This is a genomic window from uncultured Imperialibacter sp., assembly GCF_963974565.1.
Lineage (GTDB): Bacteria > Bacteroidota > Bacteroidia > Cytophagales > Cyclobacteriaceae > Imperialibacter > Imperialibacter roseus.
In genome coordinates this window covers 369,774-386,416 of sequence record NZ_CAXBCJ010000001.1, presented here as the reverse complement: position 1 = coordinate 386,416, position 16,643 = coordinate 369,774, and the positions used below count along the sequence as shown (strand labels likewise).

Annotated in this window: 15 protein-coding genes; 6 read left to right on the top strand and 9 right to left on the bottom strand. The window is 47.7% G+C overall.

The window, feature by feature from the left end; genetic code table 11:
- Positions 1-6: 6 nt before the first annotated feature.
- Genes rnc through AAC052_RS01740 form a run of 3 tightly spaced genes read right to left on the bottom strand, consistent with a single transcriptional unit; the run spans position 7 to position 2,265 of the window.
- On the bottom strand, positions 7-750 hold the full coding sequence (gene rnc / locus AAC052_RS01750; RefSeq protein WP_317490250.1) for a ribonuclease III: 744 nt from the start codon (positions 748-750) through the stop codon (positions 7-9).
- A complete protein-coding gene (gene fabF / locus AAC052_RS01745) occupies positions 750-2,003 on the bottom strand; it encodes a beta-ketoacyl-ACP synthase II (RefSeq protein ID WP_339810448.1) in 1,254 nt (417 codons plus the stop codon). The genes rnc and fabF overlap by 1 nt, the downstream gene beginning before the upstream one ends.
- Positions 2,004-2,028: 25 nt before the next feature.
- Positions 2,029-2,265, bottom strand: coding sequence for an acyl carrier protein (locus AAC052_RS01740; protein ID WP_151998840.1), 237 nt, complete (start codon positions 2,263-2,265; stop codon positions 2,029-2,031).
- A gap of 540 nt (positions 2,266-2,805) precedes the next feature.
- Between AAC052_RS01740 and AAC052_RS01735 the strand changes: the two genes are divergently transcribed.
- The 3 genes from AAC052_RS01735 (at position 2,806) to AAC052_RS01725 (ending at position 5,512) form a co-directional block, all read left to right on the top strand.
- Complete coding sequence (locus AAC052_RS01735; RefSeq protein WP_317490252.1) at positions 2,806-3,234, top strand: IPExxxVDY family protein; 429 nt, start codon at positions 2,806-2,808, stop codon at positions 3,232-3,234.
- 5 nt (positions 3,235-3,239) lie between these two features.
- Positions 3,240-4,676, top strand: coding sequence for a pyruvate kinase (gene pyk / locus AAC052_RS01730; protein ID WP_317490253.1), 1,437 nt, complete (start codon positions 3,240-3,242; stop codon positions 4,674-4,676).
- Positions 4,677-4,924: 248 nt separating this feature from the next.
- The gene (locus AAC052_RS01725; RefSeq protein ID WP_339810445.1) at positions 4,925-5,512 is read left to right on the top strand and encodes a hypothetical protein; all 588 of its coding nucleotides are present in this window, start codon (positions 4,925-4,927) and stop codon (positions 5,510-5,512) included.
- Between the two features lie 257 nt (positions 5,513-5,769).
- On the opposite strand, the gene AAC052_RS01720 is transcribed toward AAC052_RS01725, so the two are convergent.
- The 4 genes from AAC052_RS01720 to AAC052_RS01705 form a co-directional block, all read right to left on the bottom strand.
- Positions 5,770-6,378 carry a hypothetical protein gene (locus tag AAC052_RS01720; RefSeq protein ID WP_339810443.1) on the bottom strand — a complete coding sequence of 203 codons (609 nt, stop codon included), beginning with the start codon at positions 6,376-6,378 and terminating at the stop codon, positions 5,770-5,772.
- Positions 6,379-6,634: 256 nt separating this feature from the next.
- Positions 6,635-7,588, bottom strand: a complete 954-nt coding sequence (locus AAC052_RS01715) for a transglutaminase family protein (protein WP_339810441.1) — start codon at positions 7,586-7,588, stop codon at positions 6,635-6,637.
- Positions 7,589-7,901: 313 nt separating this feature from the next.
- Complete coding sequence (locus AAC052_RS01710; protein WP_339810439.1) at positions 7,902-8,837, bottom strand: alpha-E domain-containing protein; 936 nt, start codon at positions 8,835-8,837, stop codon at positions 7,902-7,904.
- Between the two features lie 36 nt (positions 8,838-8,873).
- The gene (locus AAC052_RS01705; RefSeq protein WP_317490258.1) at positions 8,874-10,319 is read right to left on the bottom strand and encodes a circularly permuted type 2 ATP-grasp protein; all 1,446 of its coding nucleotides are present in this window, start codon (positions 10,317-10,319) and stop codon (positions 8,874-8,876) included.
- A gap of 615 nt (positions 10,320-10,934) precedes the next feature.
- Between AAC052_RS01705 and AAC052_RS01700 the strand changes: the two genes are divergently transcribed.
- Positions 10,935-12,626, top strand: a complete 1,692-nt coding sequence (locus AAC052_RS01700; protein WP_339810437.1) for a GMC family oxidoreductase — start codon at positions 10,935-10,937, stop codon at positions 12,624-12,626.
- Between the two features lie 3 nt (positions 12,627-12,629).
- Positions 12,630-13,220, top strand: coding sequence for a gluconate 2-dehydrogenase subunit 3 family protein (locus tag AAC052_RS01695; RefSeq protein WP_339810435.1), 591 nt, complete (start codon positions 12,630-12,632; stop codon positions 13,218-13,220).
- 59 nt (positions 13,221-13,279) lie between these two features.
- On the opposite strand, the gene AAC052_RS01690 is transcribed toward AAC052_RS01695, so the two are convergent.
- Entirely contained in the window at positions 13,280-13,993 is a 714-nt protein-coding gene (locus AAC052_RS01690; RefSeq protein WP_339810433.1) for a hypothetical protein, read from the bottom strand.
- 282 nt (positions 13,994-14,275) lie between these two features.
- Entirely contained in the window at positions 14,276-15,070 is a 795-nt protein-coding gene (locus AAC052_RS01685; protein ID WP_339810431.1) for a PAS domain S-box protein, read from the bottom strand.
- 354 nt (positions 15,071-15,424) lie between these two features.
- Between AAC052_RS01685 and AAC052_RS01680 the strand changes: the two genes are divergently transcribed.
- Positions 15,425-16,618 (top strand): histidinol-phosphatase, encoded by a 1,194-nt coding sequence (locus AAC052_RS01680; protein WP_317490263.1) that lies wholly within the window; start codon positions 15,425-15,427, stop codon positions 16,616-16,618.
- The last annotated feature ends 25 nt before the right edge of the window (positions 16,619-16,643 follow it).

Below are 16,643 nucleotides of genomic sequence, written 5' to 3'. Positions count from 1 at the left end.
CCGAAGTTATGGCAGGTTTAGCATTTCACAAGTTTTTTGGGCGGCATCTTGTTCTGCTTTTTTCTTGCTCAACCCAAACCCTTTGCCGAAGGGTTCTTCATCCACCATTACAAGTGCTTCAAACTTGCGGGGAAAACTGTCCTGATTGAGTTCGGTAATTTCGAACCGAATGTCCCTGTTTTCCTTTTGGGCCCATTCTATGACCTTGCTTTTATAGTTGGGGTTGTTCCGAACGATGTGTTGGATGTCGAAGTGGTTTTTCATCAGTTTGTTCATCACAAACTTGCGGCAGAACCGGTAGCCTCTGTCGAGGTACACAGCACCAATGAGTGCCTCCAGGGTGTCGCCATATATGGATTTATGACCCACACCGTTACGCCCTCCCCCTTCGTACTCTATTATCTCGCCAATGCCCAGTTTTCTTGCAAGGTCATTGAGGCTCTCCCGGTTCACAATGCGTGACCTGATCTCTGTGAGAAAGCCTTCGTCTTTAAAAGGATATTTATTAAAGAGATACTCTGCCACGATCATGCCGAGCACGGCATCCCCCAGGTATTCCAGCCTTTCGTTCGATTCTTTGAAACCGTTATTATTTTCTTTGGCAGCAGAGCTGTGGATGACTGACAGCCGATACACGTGGATGTTGATAGGAGCGTGTCCTACAATGGTTTTAACGGCCCTGCTTAATGAGCGCTCCTTTTCTGTGTAAATGGTGAAGAATGACTTGAGACGCCTGACCAGATTCAGCACTATCCCTCGTATTTACGGAAGATGATGGAGGTGTTGTGGCCGCCAAAACCAAAAGTATTGCTTAGTGCGATGTCGATTTTGCGTGCCTGTGCTTTGTTGAATGTGAAATTCAGCTTGCTGTCCAGCTCTTCGTCGTCAGTGAAGTGGTTAATGGTAGGAGGAACCAGTTGATGTTGAATGGCCATGATTGAGGCCACTGCTTCAATAGCTCCTGCGGCCCCCAGCAAGTGCCCTGTCATGGACTTGGTGGAGCTGATATTGATATTGTAGGCATGAGATCCGAACACTTCTCTTATCGCCAGCGTTTCGCCTTTGTCGCCGAGAGGTGTTGAGGTGCCATGAACGTTGATATAATCTACGTCGGTAGTTTTGATGCCGGCATCTTTTAGGGCATTGATCATCACATTTTTCGCTCCCAAACCTTCAGGATGAGGAGCAGTGATGTGGTAAGCATCGGACGACATACCGCCGCCGATGAATTCCGCATAGATCTTGGCACCACGAGCTTTCGCATGCTCAAGCTCTTCAAGAATGATGCATGCTCCTCCTTCACCCAATACAAAGCCATCTCTGTCTTTGTCGAACGGTCGGGACGCTGTGGAAGGGTCGTCGTTGCGCTCAGAAAGCGCCTTAAGGGCGTTGAATCCACCCACACCCGCTTCACACACCGTGGCCTCTGAGCCTCCGGAAACAATCACGTCGGCATGGCCTAGTTTAATATAATTGAGCGAGTCGATAAGGGCGTTGGTAGCAGAGGCACAAGCAGAAACTGTTACGAAATTGGGCCCTCTAAAACCATAAGTGATGGAAATGTAGCCGGCAGCTATGTCGGCGATCATTTTGGGGATAAAGAATGGGTTGAATCTGGGTGTTCCATCGCCACGTGAAAAATCAGTGACTTCGTCCTGAAAGGTTTTGAGGCCACCTATGCCGGCACCCCAAATCACTCCAACCCTGTCTTTGTCTACTTTTTCCAGGTCAAGACCTGAATGTTTGATGGCCTCTTCACTCACTATAAGTGCATACTGAGTGAAGGGGTCCATCTTTCTTGCATCCTTTCTATCAAAATGATTGAGAGGATCATAGTTTTTTACCTCACAGGCGAACTTAGTTCTGAATTTTTCAGCATCAAACCGGGTAATAGGGGCCGCACCACTCACTCCATTGGAAAGACCTTTCCAATATTCTTCGAGGTTATTGCCGATGGGGGTAAGCGCTCCAAGACCTGTAACTACTACTCTTCTGCCATTCATAAAAGGGTGTCCGCCGGGTTGAGATTTATTTTGCGTTTTCTTCGAGATATGTAATTGCTTGTCCTACAGTGGTGATATTTTCGGCTTGATCATCAGGAATAGAAATATTGAACTCCTTTTCGAACTCCATGATAAGTTCTACTGTGTCAAGAGAATCAGCACCTAAGTCGTTGGTGAAGCTTGCCTCAGGAGTAACTTCAGACTCTTCTACCCCAAGCTTATCCACGATGATAGCCTTAACTTTTTGTGCAATTTCAGACATTTTTTTAATGTTTAGTTAGTAAAAAACACTGCAAAGAAATAGATATTCCCCAATAATGTCAAACAAATTCGTTCAATCTTAATTTTAGCTAAAGATAGCAAAAAACGGTTTGGGAAGGGCTTTTTGGGGCTGATAATGAATGGGTTATCTGGACTTAAAAGCGAGAGTGCAAGCCGAAGAGAAACATCACTTTAATAGCCTGAAGGTGCCTTAAAGCAACACTTTACCGAACGGGAGAATCGTTAAAGGTTGCAGGGTGGTGTCTCTTGTTGCTTCCTTTGCCTGGCATGCCTGCAGGTAGTTTCGAGCTGGGAAGTATGCCATTGATTACCTTCAGGGAATAAAAAAGATTTGACAACCGGTGTTTTTTCGACGTTGAATTTGCCCTTTTTGCCTTTACAGCTACCACAATAACGCTAACTTTGTGCTGGTAAAACGCTCCGCCGCCTGTCACATAATAGTTAAATGTGTGCTATGCTCACAGGCTTGGCTGAAGAGGTGATGCTGTAAAAAAATGACCAAAGATTTCGGGAGCCACAGGTGAAGAGCAAAAAGTTACATATTGAGTACAACTATGACTTCACGCTGCTTGGCCTGGCCACTTCAGCCAGGGAGTACAAGCTTGCCTGGCATATCAATAGTGCACTCGGCGTGAGGCTGGTAAAACAGCAGGAACTCAGTGTGGAATTTCTCAATGATCGTGAAATCACCATTTCCCACTTTTTATTTAAAACGGAATACAGTACTTTTCGGCTCCTTAAGAATAAGAGCCTGGCAGGTGCCGGAAAATCCGGCTTTTTACTAGCTGAGCTGGCTCACTTCGATTATCTCATAATGATTAATGACGACGGCGGATTTTTTGATCCTGATGGTACCCTTGCGGCTCTGAAAAGCATACCCGTGGTAGAGTACCTGGCCTCAATTAATATCAATAAACTGAAAGAAAAGGAAAATCTTATATTTGAATAACACTCATGGAAAGCTCACCAATTTTTAATAAGACGAAAATCATAGCCACCGTAGGGCCTGCCTCTAACAGTAAGGAAATGCTGAAGAGCCTTATCCAAACGGGGGTAGATGTTTTCCGCCTCAACTTTTCCCATGGTTCGCATGAAGACCACCTTAAGGTCATTAAGCTGGTAAGAGAACTCAACGAGGAAATGGGCACGCACGTGGCGTTGCTACAGGATCTTCAGGGGCCGAAGATTCGTACCCGTGACATGGAGAATGGGGGAGTGGAAATTGTGCCAGGTCAGGAAATCATTATCACCACAAGAAAGCTGGTAGGCAACGCTCAGATTATCAGTACGACCTATACAGGTATTTGCAACGATGTGAGCATTGGAGATGCCATTCTCATCGACGACGGTAACCTTGAACTGAAAGTGTTGGCCACCTCCAGCGACGAGGTAAAGTGCCAGGTAGTATATGGTGGAATTTTGAAGTCGAAAAAAGGTATCAACTTACCGAACACCCCTGTATCCGCCCCGTCGCTGACTGAAAAGGACGAGGAGGATTTGTATTTTGGTTTGGAGCATGAGGTAGATTGGATAGCGCTTTCATTCGTTCGAAAAGCTGAGGATGTGCTTGACCTGAAAGAAAAGATTAGAAGAAAGGGAGGCACGTCGAGGATCATCGCCAAGATTGAAAAGCCTGAAGCACTCAAAAATATTGATGCCATTATCGAAGCGGCGGACGGCCTGATGGTGGCTCGTGGCGACCTCGGCGTGGAGATTCCTATGGAAGACGTACCGTTAGCCCAGAAGATGATGGTGAGCAAGTGCAACAAGGCGGCAAAGCCCGTGATTATTGCCACGCAAATGATGGAAAGCATGATCGAAAACCCAAGGCCTACCAGGGCCGAAGCGAACGACGTGGCCAATGCAGTGATGGACGGAGCCGACACGGTGATGCTAAGTGCTGAATCAGCGTCGGGCAAGTTTCCGGTGCAGTCGGTAAAGAGCATGGTGCGAATCATCACCTCCATTGAGCAGGGCACCGATGTGATGTTCAATAAGTTTTCAGAAAGCAACGACGACTCCGCCACCTTGATCAACGACAAGCTGGTAAGAGCTGCTGCCCGCCTGAGTGCTAACATCGACGCTAAAGCTATTTTGGGAATGACGAAATCGGGGTATACTGGTTTCAGACTATCGTCGCACAGGCCAAAGGCGAATATTTTTATCTTCACTGACGACCGTAAGATATTGAACACCATGAACCTCGTGTGGGGTATCCGTGGGTTTTATTACAACCAAAGGGTAGGAGCTGAAGAGACCTTGAAGCACCTGGAAGACATTCTTATAGACAAGGGCTTCCTGCACAAAGGCGACACCGTGGTGTACACAGGCTCACAGCCGCACCACTGGGAAAACCGCACCAACATGATGAAGGTGGATGTAATCGAGTAATATTGATTGTTAATAGATGATGTGAGAGCCACCGGAGAGATTCGGTGGCTTTTTTTGCCCCCTTGTCTGCGGCTATTCTGCTCATTTCGAGCGGACTGCCAGAGATAGTACGCTTCGCCTCTGTCCTCCTTTCAGTCATGGTGTGTTTGACTTGGCGTGCTCTTCCATCTGTCATGGTAATTTCTGAGATGACCAGCGAGTAAACAAGATTCGAATTCTTATTTTAGCTCCATCAAAAACTCAATACCATGTTAAAAAGCTTACTCTTTTGCGGCCTTGCTGCTGTTTCGCTGACGCTAAACGCCCAAACCACCGATGTCCCGTACTATCAAATACCAGCCTACCCCGCTTCCTATGGCCCTGGCACCGTGGCCGCTCGTATGGTCGACGGCCTGGGCTTTCGCTACTACTGGGCTACCGAAGGGCTGCGCCCCGAAGACCTTGCCTGGAGCCCCGGCGACGAGGCTCGTAGCAGTATGGCTACTGTCAAGCATATTCATGGCCTCAGTCAGGTAATTGTGAATGCCACCCGCAAGCAACCCAATGTGGGTGGCGATCCTGCGCCGGAAACCTTCGAGGCCCTGCGTAAGGCTACGCTGCTCAATATACAAGAGGCCAGCCAAAAGCTACTCACCGCCAGCGCCGCTGATCTGGAGAGCTTCCAGATGATATTCGGTAGTGGCGACAAAGCGCAGGTGTATCCGTTTTGGAACGTGATCAACGGCCCTATTGCCGATGCCTTGTGGCACGTAGGTCAGGTGGTTACTTTCCGCCGCTCGTCAGGCAACCCTCTGCCCAAAGGGGTAGGCGTGCTGGAAGGGAAGAAGTTTGACTAAAGAGGTTACGCTCTACTCCCCTGCAGATGTAACCTCTTTAGTTTTTGACCTATCGTCTTGGAAGACTAAAGAGGTTACTACTTTCTTTGGGGCAGAGTAACCTCTTTAACTTGATGCTATTTACCAAAGAGGTTACTCTCTACTCCCCTGCAGATGTAACCTCTTTAGTTTTTAACCTATTGTCTTGGAAGATTAAAGAGGTTACTACTTTCTTCTTGGCTAGAGTAACCTCTTTAATTTGAAGCAGATTAACCTTTTTACTCTGACACCCCCAACCCCAGCTGCACAATAGGTTTCGCCGCTTTGTGGTGTTCTTCGTCCAGCTCGTCTACTATTTCTATGTCGGCAATGCGGTGGATTTTGGTTTCCTCACCCAGTAGGCAGGTCACCAGATGGTTGACAGCAGCATAAAGCGTATTGTCGTCGAGATGTGGGCAGTTGCCCGCCTCTATGAGCAGTGTGTGCTGCCTGCCACTCGCCGGTATCAGCACATAGTGCCATGGATTGGCATCCACGGGCTTTTGGTTCATTTCCTCGTCGTACACTGTGAAGGCAAAGTCTTGCTTCTTTGGCTGATGGGCCGGGTAAAACTCCCAGTCGGCGAGCTCGGGCGCCTGCTCCACAATGGCTTTGGTTTGCTCCAGCAGGTCGGGGACGCCATTGGGCGAGATGGTCAGGCTCCAGGGACGGTGCATGCCCTTCTCAATATCCCAGGTGAAGGTGCCAATGGCCAGGATGTGCTGATCAAGAGAGCTGACAACATATTCCCGATCGGGGTGGGAGGGGTCGAGCAGCACAGTGCGGATGCGGCCAAGGTTGTCTTCAAACCAGGACCAGAAAGCGAAGATGTTGTTGTTGGAGGACATGGGCGAAGGGTCGAAGATCTGAGTATTTGAAGAATTGAGGATACGAAAGTACGGATTTGGAGGTTACGGATTTAGGGTATTTGAAATTTCTGATTAGAAATTCCTTTAAGCCTTTCGGGCGTCTGACGATTGCCGACGCAGAAAGCCATCGCTATCGTACCGACGCCTACTCCGGCCTGCTACCGACTCTGGACTTCTTCGGTCTCCCGTCTTCCAACTTCCGTCTCCCATCTTCTGAGCCTATGGCGCAAGAGGGCTACTGCTGCTGCTGAATCTGTTGGTACCTTTGGAAAGAATTAACATCCGGAGTTGACGTTGCTTTGGCGATCTCCTCTAAAGCCAAATCCTGGTTTACTTTTGGTCCTCCCTCATATTCGACCGACACTGCTACTTCAAGGGTATGGTCAGCTGCACCTTTATAGGTGCCTTTTACTGGTGAGCAATCCACGAAACTGCGGCCTATAGCCAGACGCACATGCAGGTCGTTGACAAGGCAGTTGTTGGTCGGGTCTATGCCCACCCAGCCATGGTCGGGGATGTAGGCTTCCACCCAGGCATGGGTAGCGCCCTCGCCCCGCATGCCATTTTTATTTGGACACACATAGCCACTCACGTAGCGGGCCGGAATAAAGAGTTGGCGCAACATCACAAGCAGCATGTGCGCAAAATCCTGGCAAACACCCGACTTCAGTTTCCAAATCTCATCGAGGGTAGTTTCCACAGTGGTTACTCCTTTGATATAGGCGAAGTGGTTAAACACATACTCGCTAAGGTTAAGTGCGGCCTGAAGGGGCGTGGCGTTTTGTTTCTTGATAGACTCAATCAGTGTCATTACTTCAGGAATCGCCTGGAAGTTTTCCTGCCTGAGAAAATCGATGTAAGGCACCTGGTTGGATATGTTGTAAAGGTGCTTCCACTGCTCATCGGCGGGGCTTTCGTCGGCAACTTCCGGCGCTTTCTTTGTCTCAACCTCCAGAATCGAGTCGATCAGAAGCTGAAAGTGAGGGTCGGCAAATGCAAAAGAGCCCACATTGTTGCCGTAATAATCTTTGTGCACATATACGTCCGGGTTACCGGTAATGATCACCTGCTGCTGTAGCACTTCCTGATGATCGTCCTGGATGGGATAGAGCATGATCTCGTTGGCACTGTTTGTCGCCGAGGTGGTGTAGGTGTATTTGGTCAGGTGGCGGATGTTGAACTTGGGCATAAAGGAATTACTAATTTGAAATTCGGATTTGATAATTACAGATTGGAAGTTACGAATTTGGTAGGAAAGACGAGTTGAGTATTTGAGGAATCGAATATTTGAGAGCCCTGAGGCAGGAGTCTGGGCCAAGAATCGGTTTCTTAACCACCTAGGGCATCTGACGACCCCCACGCTATGGGCCTGCTGGTCGTGCCGACGCCTTTTTGTTCCGGTTCCGCAGATTGTCGGGAAGGCTTTCTACTGTCTTACGTCTTCTCCCTGCCGTCTTCAGTCTCCTGTCTTCTGTCTCCTGTCTCCTCCCTTCCGTCTCCCTCTAACTATACGCAAAACAATACTGGTTCAACTTGCTGCTGATGTCCGACAAGTCCTTTTTGATATCTGCCAGGTATGTATGCAGCCCCATTTCCTCGATATCGTTGAGCGTAGAGTAGCGAACCTTGCTGCGCAGTTTACCTATTTCGAAATTGAGCTCATCGAAGCTTGCTTTGTCAAGGTAGGCACTGAGCTGCTCGAAGTTGCGGTGGAGGTGATCCAGCGAGTAGATGACAGACCTTGGAAAATGTGTATTCAGAACAATTTGATGAACCACATTGCGAGCCTCAAACCCTGACTGATAATTTTTTAGGTAAAGCTTATAACCCGACACCGACATCAGCAGGTACTTCCAGTAGAGCGTGTCGTATGCTTGCATGTCTTCTGCAGACATGCTGCCAAGCTTCACATCAAGAATATCGATAGACTGCAGCGCCCTTTCCAAAAACTTGCCCAGCGACATGAAACAGTAACCGCTGCCTCTCGACATGGTAATGTCCACAGTGCCATAATACACCAGGCATTGCTTCACCATCACGTCAATCACCGAAATAGCGTCACCCTGTGCCAGGCTGTTGATGTGACGTTCGTCCCTGATAAGGTGGTAGAAGTCGTTGAGGCATTGCCACACTTCTATAGTGACATTGTCCTGCACAGACCGGGCATTCTCCCGGGCGTGGATCACTATGTTTTGTACCGAGTTATCATTCTCTTTGTCAAGAATCATGTAACGCAGCACCTCGCTGCTTTCATTGTCTAGTTCAATAATGGCGGGGCCATCCAGATAAGTAAATACCTTCAGCACCGGCTGCCAGCTAAAGTCGCTCAGGTTGTCCTGCGACGAATTGTAATTCACCTTGAGCATGCGAAGGATGCCGTCGGAACGCTCCATGTAACGTGCCATCCAGAAAAGTGAGTCTGCTACTCTGCTAAGCATATATTTGTCTTCTAAAGTCGTTTACCAATTTTACTATTAAGCCAATACCCAGGTGTCTTTGCTGCCACCACCCTGCGAGGAGTTCACCACCATGGAACCCTCTTTTAAAGCCACTCTGGTGAGGCCTCCTGGCACAATTTCGATGCCATCAGGGCCGTACAATGCAAACGGGCGTAAATCTACCCGCCTGGGCGTTAACTTGCCATTGATGTAGCATGGAGATGTGGACAGACTAATGATAGGCTGAGAGATAAACTGTCTTGGGTCTTTCAAAACCGCTTTTTTATAGTCTTCAATTTCCTTTTCTGTAGCGGAATTACCCATCAACATATCGTAGCCACCTGAACCATTGGTCTTTTTGATTACCATAGAGGTGATGTTGTTGAAAACATGCTCCAGCTGTTCAGGATCTGCGCAGTGATAGGTCGGTACGTTGCTGAGAATGGGCTCCTCGTTAAGGTAGTACTTGATCATGTCAGGCACAAAGGTGTAAATGGCTTTGTCGTCGGCTACGCCGTTGCCTACTGCGTTCACAATGGCCACATTACCTTTTCTGTAGGCCGACATAATGCCCGCCACACCCAGCACACTTTCCTTGTTGAAAACAAGTGGGTCAAGAAAATCATCATCCACCCTGCGGTAAATAACGTCTACCTGCTGCAGGCCATAGGTTGTTTTCATGAACACTTTATGGTTTTCTACCACAAGGTCACGCCCCTCCACCAACTCAATGCCCATGAGGCGGGCCAGTGTCGTATGCTCAAAGTAGGCAGAGTTGAACATGCCGGGTGTAAGCAATACTACTGTGGGGTTAGCCACCTGCCTGGGTGAGAGCGACTTGAGGTTTTTATGTAGCAATGTGGGATACTGCGTCACTGACCTCACAGCGTTGCGGCGCAGCACATCCGGGAAGATCCGCTTGGTAATCTCCCTGTTTTCGATCATGTACGACACGCCGGACGGTGTGCGCAAATTATCTTCCAGCACGTAGAAAGTACCGTCGCCGCCACGGATAATGTCAATGCCTGATATATGGACATAGATATCGTGTGGCACTTTCAGTCCATGCATTTCACGAATAAAATGTGGACAGGAATAAATAATGTCGGTGGGCACTATACCGTCCTTCAGAATGAACTGATGAGAATAGATGTCTTTCAGGAACAGGTTGAGTGCTTTGAGCCGCTGCCTGATGCCCCTCTCTACAAAATCCCACTCGTCAGCCGTGATGATCCTTGGGATGATGTCGAAAGGAAAGATCTTTTCTATGCCTTCGCCGCTGGAATACACCGTGAAAGTGATGCCCTGGCTCATAAAGAGACGCTTGGATAGCTCCTCCTTCATGGTGAGGTCTTCGGGACTGTTGCTCTTAAGAAAATTGAAAATTCCCTGATAGGCTGTTCTTACCTCCTTGCCCTGGTACATTTCATCAAAAGTACCCTCACCGATGAGGTAAGACTCGAAAATGTTGGTGTGTTGCATGAAGCCTTTGCTTAATTTTAGTCGATACCTTTCTTTAAAACATTTGTGAAGCAGCCATTGTTCGGGTCAATCCCTTCTATTGACTTTGCAATGAATCACCCGGCAATAATACTTCCCGACCAGAAGGCATGAAGGAAGGCTTGCCTGAGTCTGCAGGTCAACCCGTTTCGGGTGCTCGCAAATGGGCTTTATATAATCAATCAGGGTGTGTGTTAAATATCTCGCAATAAATTATGACTTCATTTGAATTAAATCTAATGAATATCAAAATTTATTAGAAAAGAGTCCGGATTGTGATTGTCTTTCCAATAAAAGGAGGCCGTTGAGAGCGATTTGATATGCCAGCAACGGCAATCTCCCTTAATATAGTCAATAGTTAAGATTAATAAAAAAGAATGATGGTAGTGTTAGGTTGTAAGATCACCACTCTTAAGCCCGGCGAAACTGGTGAGGATTTACTCCGTCTCTGGTTTTCTGCTTTTACCTATAGGTAATTTAGACCGGTTCAAAACTCAGGATATTGTTGGGTACTTTCTTGTTCTATTTACAGTGGAATGGCTATATTGAAAGCTTTTCCCGGAAAGGAAATACTGTTACTTAAACTACATTGATACCATGCAGGATCAGAATAGCACCCATCAATACGATGCCATTGTTGTGGGGTCGGGCATAAGCGGCGGCTGGGCCGCCAAAGAGCTTTGTGAAAAAGGATTGAAAACGCTGGTGCTCGAAAGGGGGCGGTCGGTGAAGCATGGTGAATACCCAACGGCCCACCTTGATCCGTGGGACATGCCCAATAATGGCGCACTCACCTATGAAGAGCAGCAGGAGCGGCCCGTACAAAGCCGCACCGGATGGATAGGACAGGATACCAAGCACTTTTTTGTCAACGATAAGGAGAACCCTTATGACGAGGTGAAGCGCTTTGACTGGATCCGAAGCTACCAGACTGGTGGCCGTTCGCTTACCTGGGGCAGGCAAACATATCGCCTGAGTGATCTCGACTTTGAAGCCAACGCCAAAGAAGGTATTGGAGTGGATTGGCCCATTCGGTACAAAGACCTTTCGCCCTGGTATGACTACGTTGAAAAGTATGTGGGCATCAGTGGAGAAGCCATGGGCTTGCCACACTTACCCGACGGACAGTTCTTGCCAGGGATGGAGCTCAACTGCGTGGAGCAACACACAAAAGAGCAAATAGAAAAGAACTTTAAGCACCGCTACCTTACCATTGGCAGGGTCACTAACCTGACCCAGCAGCACAATGGCCGGGGGCCTTGTCAGTACCGCAATAGGTGCTCACGTGGCTGCCCTTTTGCGGGCTACTTTAGTAGTGTGTCTTCTACCCTGCCAGATGCTGAAAAAACCGGTAACCTCACGCTGGTGTCTAATGCAATTGTCCATTCAGTTATTTATGATGATAAAACCGGCAAAGCCAGCGGTGTGCAGGTGATTGATGCCGAAACCAAGGCAACGACAGAATACTTCGCAAAGATTGTTTTCCTGAACGCTTCGGCCATGGGGTCAACCTTCATCCTGATGAACTCTATCAGCGAACGGTTCCCAACAGGCCTGGGAAATGACTCCGATCAGCTGGGCCGCAATTTGATGGATCACCACTACCGGGTAGGCGCCATTGGCGACTTTGACGGGTTTGCTGATAAGTACTATGAAGGCCGCAGACCCAACGGCATTTACATTCCTCGCTTCAGGAATATCAATGAAGAAACCAAAAGGACAGACTATGTGAGAGGCTTTGGCTACCAGGGGGGTGCCGAAAGGGCGGGGGCAGGCCGGGGAGGTAGTGTGCCTGGTTTTGGAGCTGATTTCAAGGATGGACTGATGGAGCCAGGGCCATGGCAAATGGCGTTGGTGGGCTTCGGTGAATGCCTGCCTCATCAGGACAACCGCATGTGGCTCAATTTTGATAAAAAGGATCCGTACGGTTTACCCACCCTCACAGTCGACGCTGAGTTCAGGGAAAATGAAATGGCCATGAGGAAGGACATGGCTTATGCCGCTGCGGAGATGCTCGAAGCCAGTGGTTACAAAAAGGTGGAGACCTATGATTCGCCAGCAGCCATAGGGTTGGGCATACATGAGATGGGCACCGCCAGGATGGGCACCGACCCCAAAACCTCGGTGCTGAATAAATGGAACCAGGTGCATGGAGCGCCCAACGTATTTGTGACGGACGGGGCGGCTATGACCTCATCGGCGTGTCAGAATCCCTCGCTTACTTATATGGCCCTCACGGCCAGGGCTGCCAACTATGCTGCCGAACAACTAAAGAAGAAAAACCTCTAAGCCATGGATAGAAGAGAAGTAATCAAAAGAATGGCCCTTAGCATGGGGTATACCCTTTCAGCACCAGCCATTGTGTCAATTCTCAACAGTTGCGAAAGTGCGCCCGAGTTGGGGTGGCAGCCTTTGGTATTCACTCCCTCGCAGGCCGTAGCACTGGAGGAACTGACCGAGGCTATTCTTCCTAAAACCACTACCCCTGGTGCCAAAGACATGAAGGTAGCGCAGACGATGGATGCCTTTATTTCGGTAGTGTTTTCTCCGGCAAACGCAGAGCAGTTCAAAACCGACCTCGACACCTTCCTGAAAGAATGTGAAAGTACCCAGGGCAAAGCGTTTGAAAAATGCAGTGCTGAAGAAAAGGCGGCTTTTCTCAGCAAGTATGACACTCCTGAGTCCTACGGAATATCTGTGTGGGGCACCGACATGGCCAAAAAGCCGGTTAACTCGATTTTCAAGAAAGTGAAGGCAATGACGGTTTCCAGCTATTTCAACACCGAGGAGCTGGGAGAGCGCATATTGCGGTACGAATCGATTCCCGGGAGGTACAATAGCTGCGTGCCCTACGAGAAGGGTACAAAGGTGTGGTCGTTGTAGTTGTGTGAAGATAGTTCACTCAAGACCCTGGACTTTTTCCGGCGTACGAGTATAGCTCCTCACAGGCTCTGACAGAAATCCAATAGCTTGTGAAGACCAGCTTCGCTTTTGAAGTCGATAGACTCCGCCTTGATAAAATCACGGATGGTATTTTTGTGGCGGGGGAGTATCCGGTAGATGTATTTTCCGCTGGCTGGGAATACTCTATGGTTGCGGTCGATTAAGAAGAATGCCACCTTCTTTTCCACAATGATGTTGCTCCGTGCAAACTGATCTTCCAACACTCTGTCGGTGTCGTTTCCTACTCTCCTTAGTACGATGTTGGTTGTGGAGGGATCTACAAAATTGGAGTATCCATCAAAGGTGCCCTCATCGACCGGAATTAAATGAACGAAGTCTTTTCTGGCAAGCTTTGGGAATAGTGAGTCGTTCTGTACTTCTACAAGGCCATATTTATAGTCGTTAAGAATGACCGTATCTCCAAAGTCATATTTTTGAACCAGATAGTCGTTTTTCAAAAAAGTGGTATCTTTTTTTACGCTGATCAACACCATTTTTTGATATAGCAGACTGTAATTGGCCATCGCCAGGGAGCTTTTGCCATCCACATAGAAAATGGAGCATTTACGGAAAGCTGGAAACAGATACAGCTCGTCGAATGGTACTATGCTTTCCACTTTGACACCTGCGGGGACACGGTAGGGCCAATTCGACTGGCCCACGATCTCTCCTTGAAAAAGAAAAAATAGCGATGTAACTATCAAAGCCTTCATATCAGGTCGTTTTTCCAAGTACCTGTGAAACTCACGCATTTAACAACTCAACGGCTGTTTGGGTTGGTGGCAGGAGCTTTTATCAAGGTATGAATTTAGGCAGAGGAGTTCAAGATAGTCGGCTTGTATTAATGTGCAGTGCCTGCCTGTTGACAATTAGCGATCAATATTGTGGGCCTGACAGACGCATTCGGCAGCAGCAAAGCAATCCTTTGGAATAATGCTAAGTGGAGGTTTTGGAGGCGAACCCAGTGCACTAGTCAGTTTTTGGAGTTATTTATGTTACTGAAGGGAGTCCTCCTCCTCGAAGAGGTTTCCGGTTTTGTTAACGATTTCATGAATAATAACATCGAGTTGCTCGATGGTTTGCTGCATGTTCTGAAAAACTTGTCGGTTTTCTTCAAGCGAGTTTTGATCCCAGTCAATCAGCATCATGAGCCCTTTAATAGAGGCAACTGGCCCCCGTACCTTGTGCGATTGTATCCAGGCTATTTCTTTCAACGCTTCATTTTGGCGCTTAAGCCGTTCCTCAGTTTCCTTAAATGCGGTAACGTCCTTTGCAGTGACCAAAATGCTGGTGTCGAGGTCATCACTCCCCGAAAGGAGCGAAAAGGAGACTGCGTGTGTAACCGCAACGTTACCCGATGTGAGGAAATTTAGTTCCAAATTCACCGAGATGTTATTTTCCTTCAAATCTTTTTCAATCCGATCCAGGCTGTTCTGATAGTTGGGGCCGAGTAGCTTGCTGAATGGCTGGTCAACAAGCTGGTCTTTCGTATATCCAAGAGAGCTTAATACCTGGTGATTGGCTGTCTCAATAGTGAAGTCTTTCTTTAAAATGATCAACAGGTCGATAACGCCCCTGTAGATGTTTTGGAGGTAGTTTCTGGATACTGTAGATGCCTTAATTTCTTCTCCCAGCATGTTGATGCCGCCTATGAGGCCATCAAGCTCGTTGTTTTCGGCTGAGCGCTGAAGTCGGAAGTTGTAATTGCCGTTGGCAATTTCGAATATCATGGACTGGATTTCTTCAATCCGATTGTAGATTTCTGCTGGTAAGGTTGATTTAAGTGACATGCTCTAAGGTAAAATATGTCCAATAAATTGGACATAAACAGGTTAGGTTAATAGTGGTTCTACTTATAAGGTTATTGAATGCTAACGTATATTATGCAATTTCTTTTCATATTTCAACTTTTGAAGCCAAATTGTACAGGAGATGCAACTAAATGACGGAATCGGCTCAGTTATTTAAATTATATTTTTCGAAGAATTAGTTGTTTGATTCTTTGGCGGGGTTGCTGTGTGACCTGAGTAAGAAATGGCTGATAAAAGCTACCGAAAGGCGCATCTATCGGATGGGTTATCGCCATATTTGCTTTCTTTTTGAAATATCTGTTTGGTGAATTGATAAAATCTAAATTTTAGAAAATGAAAAGGTTAGGTATTCTATCAGTCTTTTTGCTGCTTCTCTGGTCGTGTGGCACGCCGAAAATAGCTAAGGTTGAAAGGCAATGGTACAAGGGAAATTTACACACCCATAGCTATTGGAGTGATGGTGACGAATTTCCTGAAATGATCATGGGCTGGTACAAGGACCACGGCTATGACTTTATCGGACTTTCTGACCACAATACATTGGCCGCTGGTGAAAAGTGGAAACTTGTACCGAAGGGAGGGGTGTATAAAGATGCTTTTTACACTTATCTTAAAAAATATGGGGAGGACTGGGTAGAGTATAAGGAGGACACAGGCCGGGTAAGTGTGAAGCTGAAAACTTTTCAGGAATACGTGCCACTTTTTGCAGAAAAGGACAAATTCCTCATCATACAGTCAGAGGAAATTACGAACAGTTTCGAGGGGAAACCTCTGCACCTGAACGTTACCAATGTTAAAAAGTTGATTGGGGAACAGGAAGGGAGTAGTGTGTCGGATGTGCTGCAAAAAAGCATTGACGCAGTAACGGCACAACGACGGGCCACGGGTCAACCAATGATCATTCACATCAACCATCCCAATTTCTATTTTGCTATTACGGTCGACGACATGATCTCGCTTAACGGTGAGAGATTCTTCGAGGTGTTCAATGGCCACCCCATGGTTAATAACTACGGCGATTCCACCCATATTGGCATGGAGGAGATGTGGGACCGCATCAATATTGCCTACCTGGCCGCCGGTAAGCCCCTGATGTATGGCGTGGCAACCGACGACAGCCACAATTACCATATGTTTGGCGATGCCTATAGCAACAGCGGCCGGGGCTGGGTGATGGTGCAAGCCGACTCGCTCCGACCTGCGTCTTTGATTGAGGCCATGGAGGCAGGCGACTTTTATGGGTCGACCGGGGTGACGTTGAGCAGGATTAGCCGGGAGGGGAACAAACTCAGAGTGGAGGTGGCAGCGGAAGAGGGTGTTGCTTATACCATACAATTCATTGGGGTGAAGAAAGGCGAGGAGATGTCTTCGGTGTTGATGGAGAAAAAAGGAATAGCCGATGAATTTGCGCTAACCGAAGATATTGTGTTTGTCAGGGCTAAAGTAGTATCCGACAAGTATAAAGAAAATCCTTTCAAAGAGGGTGATTTTGAGGCAGCCTGGACGCAGCCGATGGTTTATCAGTAAGACTGGCCCTTTTGAACTTCCTGCT

Excerpts from the sequence above, each read along its gene's own strand:
- fabF (WP_339810448.1), bottom strand. The coding sequence starts at position 2,003 with ATGAATGGCAGAAGAGTAGTAGTTACAGGTCTTGGAGCGCTTACCCCC.
- AAC052_RS01740 (WP_151998840.1), bottom strand. The coding sequence starts at position 2,265 with ATGTCTGAAATTGCACAAAAAGTTAAGGCTATCATCGTGGATAAGCTT.
- pyk (WP_317490253.1), top strand. The coding sequence starts at position 3,240 with ATGGAAAGCTCACCAATTTTTAATAAGACGAAAATCATAGCCACCGTA.
- AAC052_RS01725 (WP_339810445.1), top strand. The coding sequence starts at position 4,925 with ATGTTAAAAAGCTTACTCTTTTGCGGCCTTGCTGCTGTTTCGCTGACG.
- AAC052_RS01720 (WP_339810443.1), bottom strand. The coding sequence starts at position 6,378 with ATGTCCTCCAACAACAACATCTTCGCTTTCTGGTCCTGGTTTGAAGAC.
- AAC052_RS01715 (WP_339810441.1), bottom strand. The coding sequence starts at position 7,588 with ATGCCCAAGTTCAACATCCGCCACCTGACCAAATACACCTACACCACC.
- AAC052_RS01710 (WP_339810439.1), bottom strand. The coding sequence starts at position 8,837 with ATGCTTAGCAGAGTAGCAGACTCACTTTTCTGGATGGCACGTTACATG.
- AAC052_RS01705 (WP_317490258.1), bottom strand. The coding sequence starts at position 10,319 with ATGCAACACACCAACATTTTCGAGTCTTACCTCATCGGTGAGGGTACT.
- AAC052_RS01700 (WP_339810437.1), top strand. The coding sequence starts at position 10,935 with ATGCAGGATCAGAATAGCACCCATCAATACGATGCCATTGTTGTGGGG.
- AAC052_RS01695 (WP_339810435.1), top strand. The coding sequence starts at position 12,630 with ATGGATAGAAGAGAAGTAATCAAAAGAATGGCCCTTAGCATGGGGTAT.
- AAC052_RS01690 (WP_339810433.1), bottom strand. The coding sequence starts at position 13,993 with ATGAAGGCTTTGATAGTTACATCGCTATTTTTTCTTTTTCAAGGAGAG.
- AAC052_RS01685 (WP_339810431.1), bottom strand. The coding sequence starts at position 15,070 with ATGTCACTTAAATCAACCTTACCAGCAGAAATCTACAATCGGATTGAA.
- AAC052_RS01680 (WP_317490263.1), top strand. The coding sequence starts at position 15,425 with ATGAAAAGGTTAGGTATTCTATCAGTCTTTTTGCTGCTTCTCTGGTCG.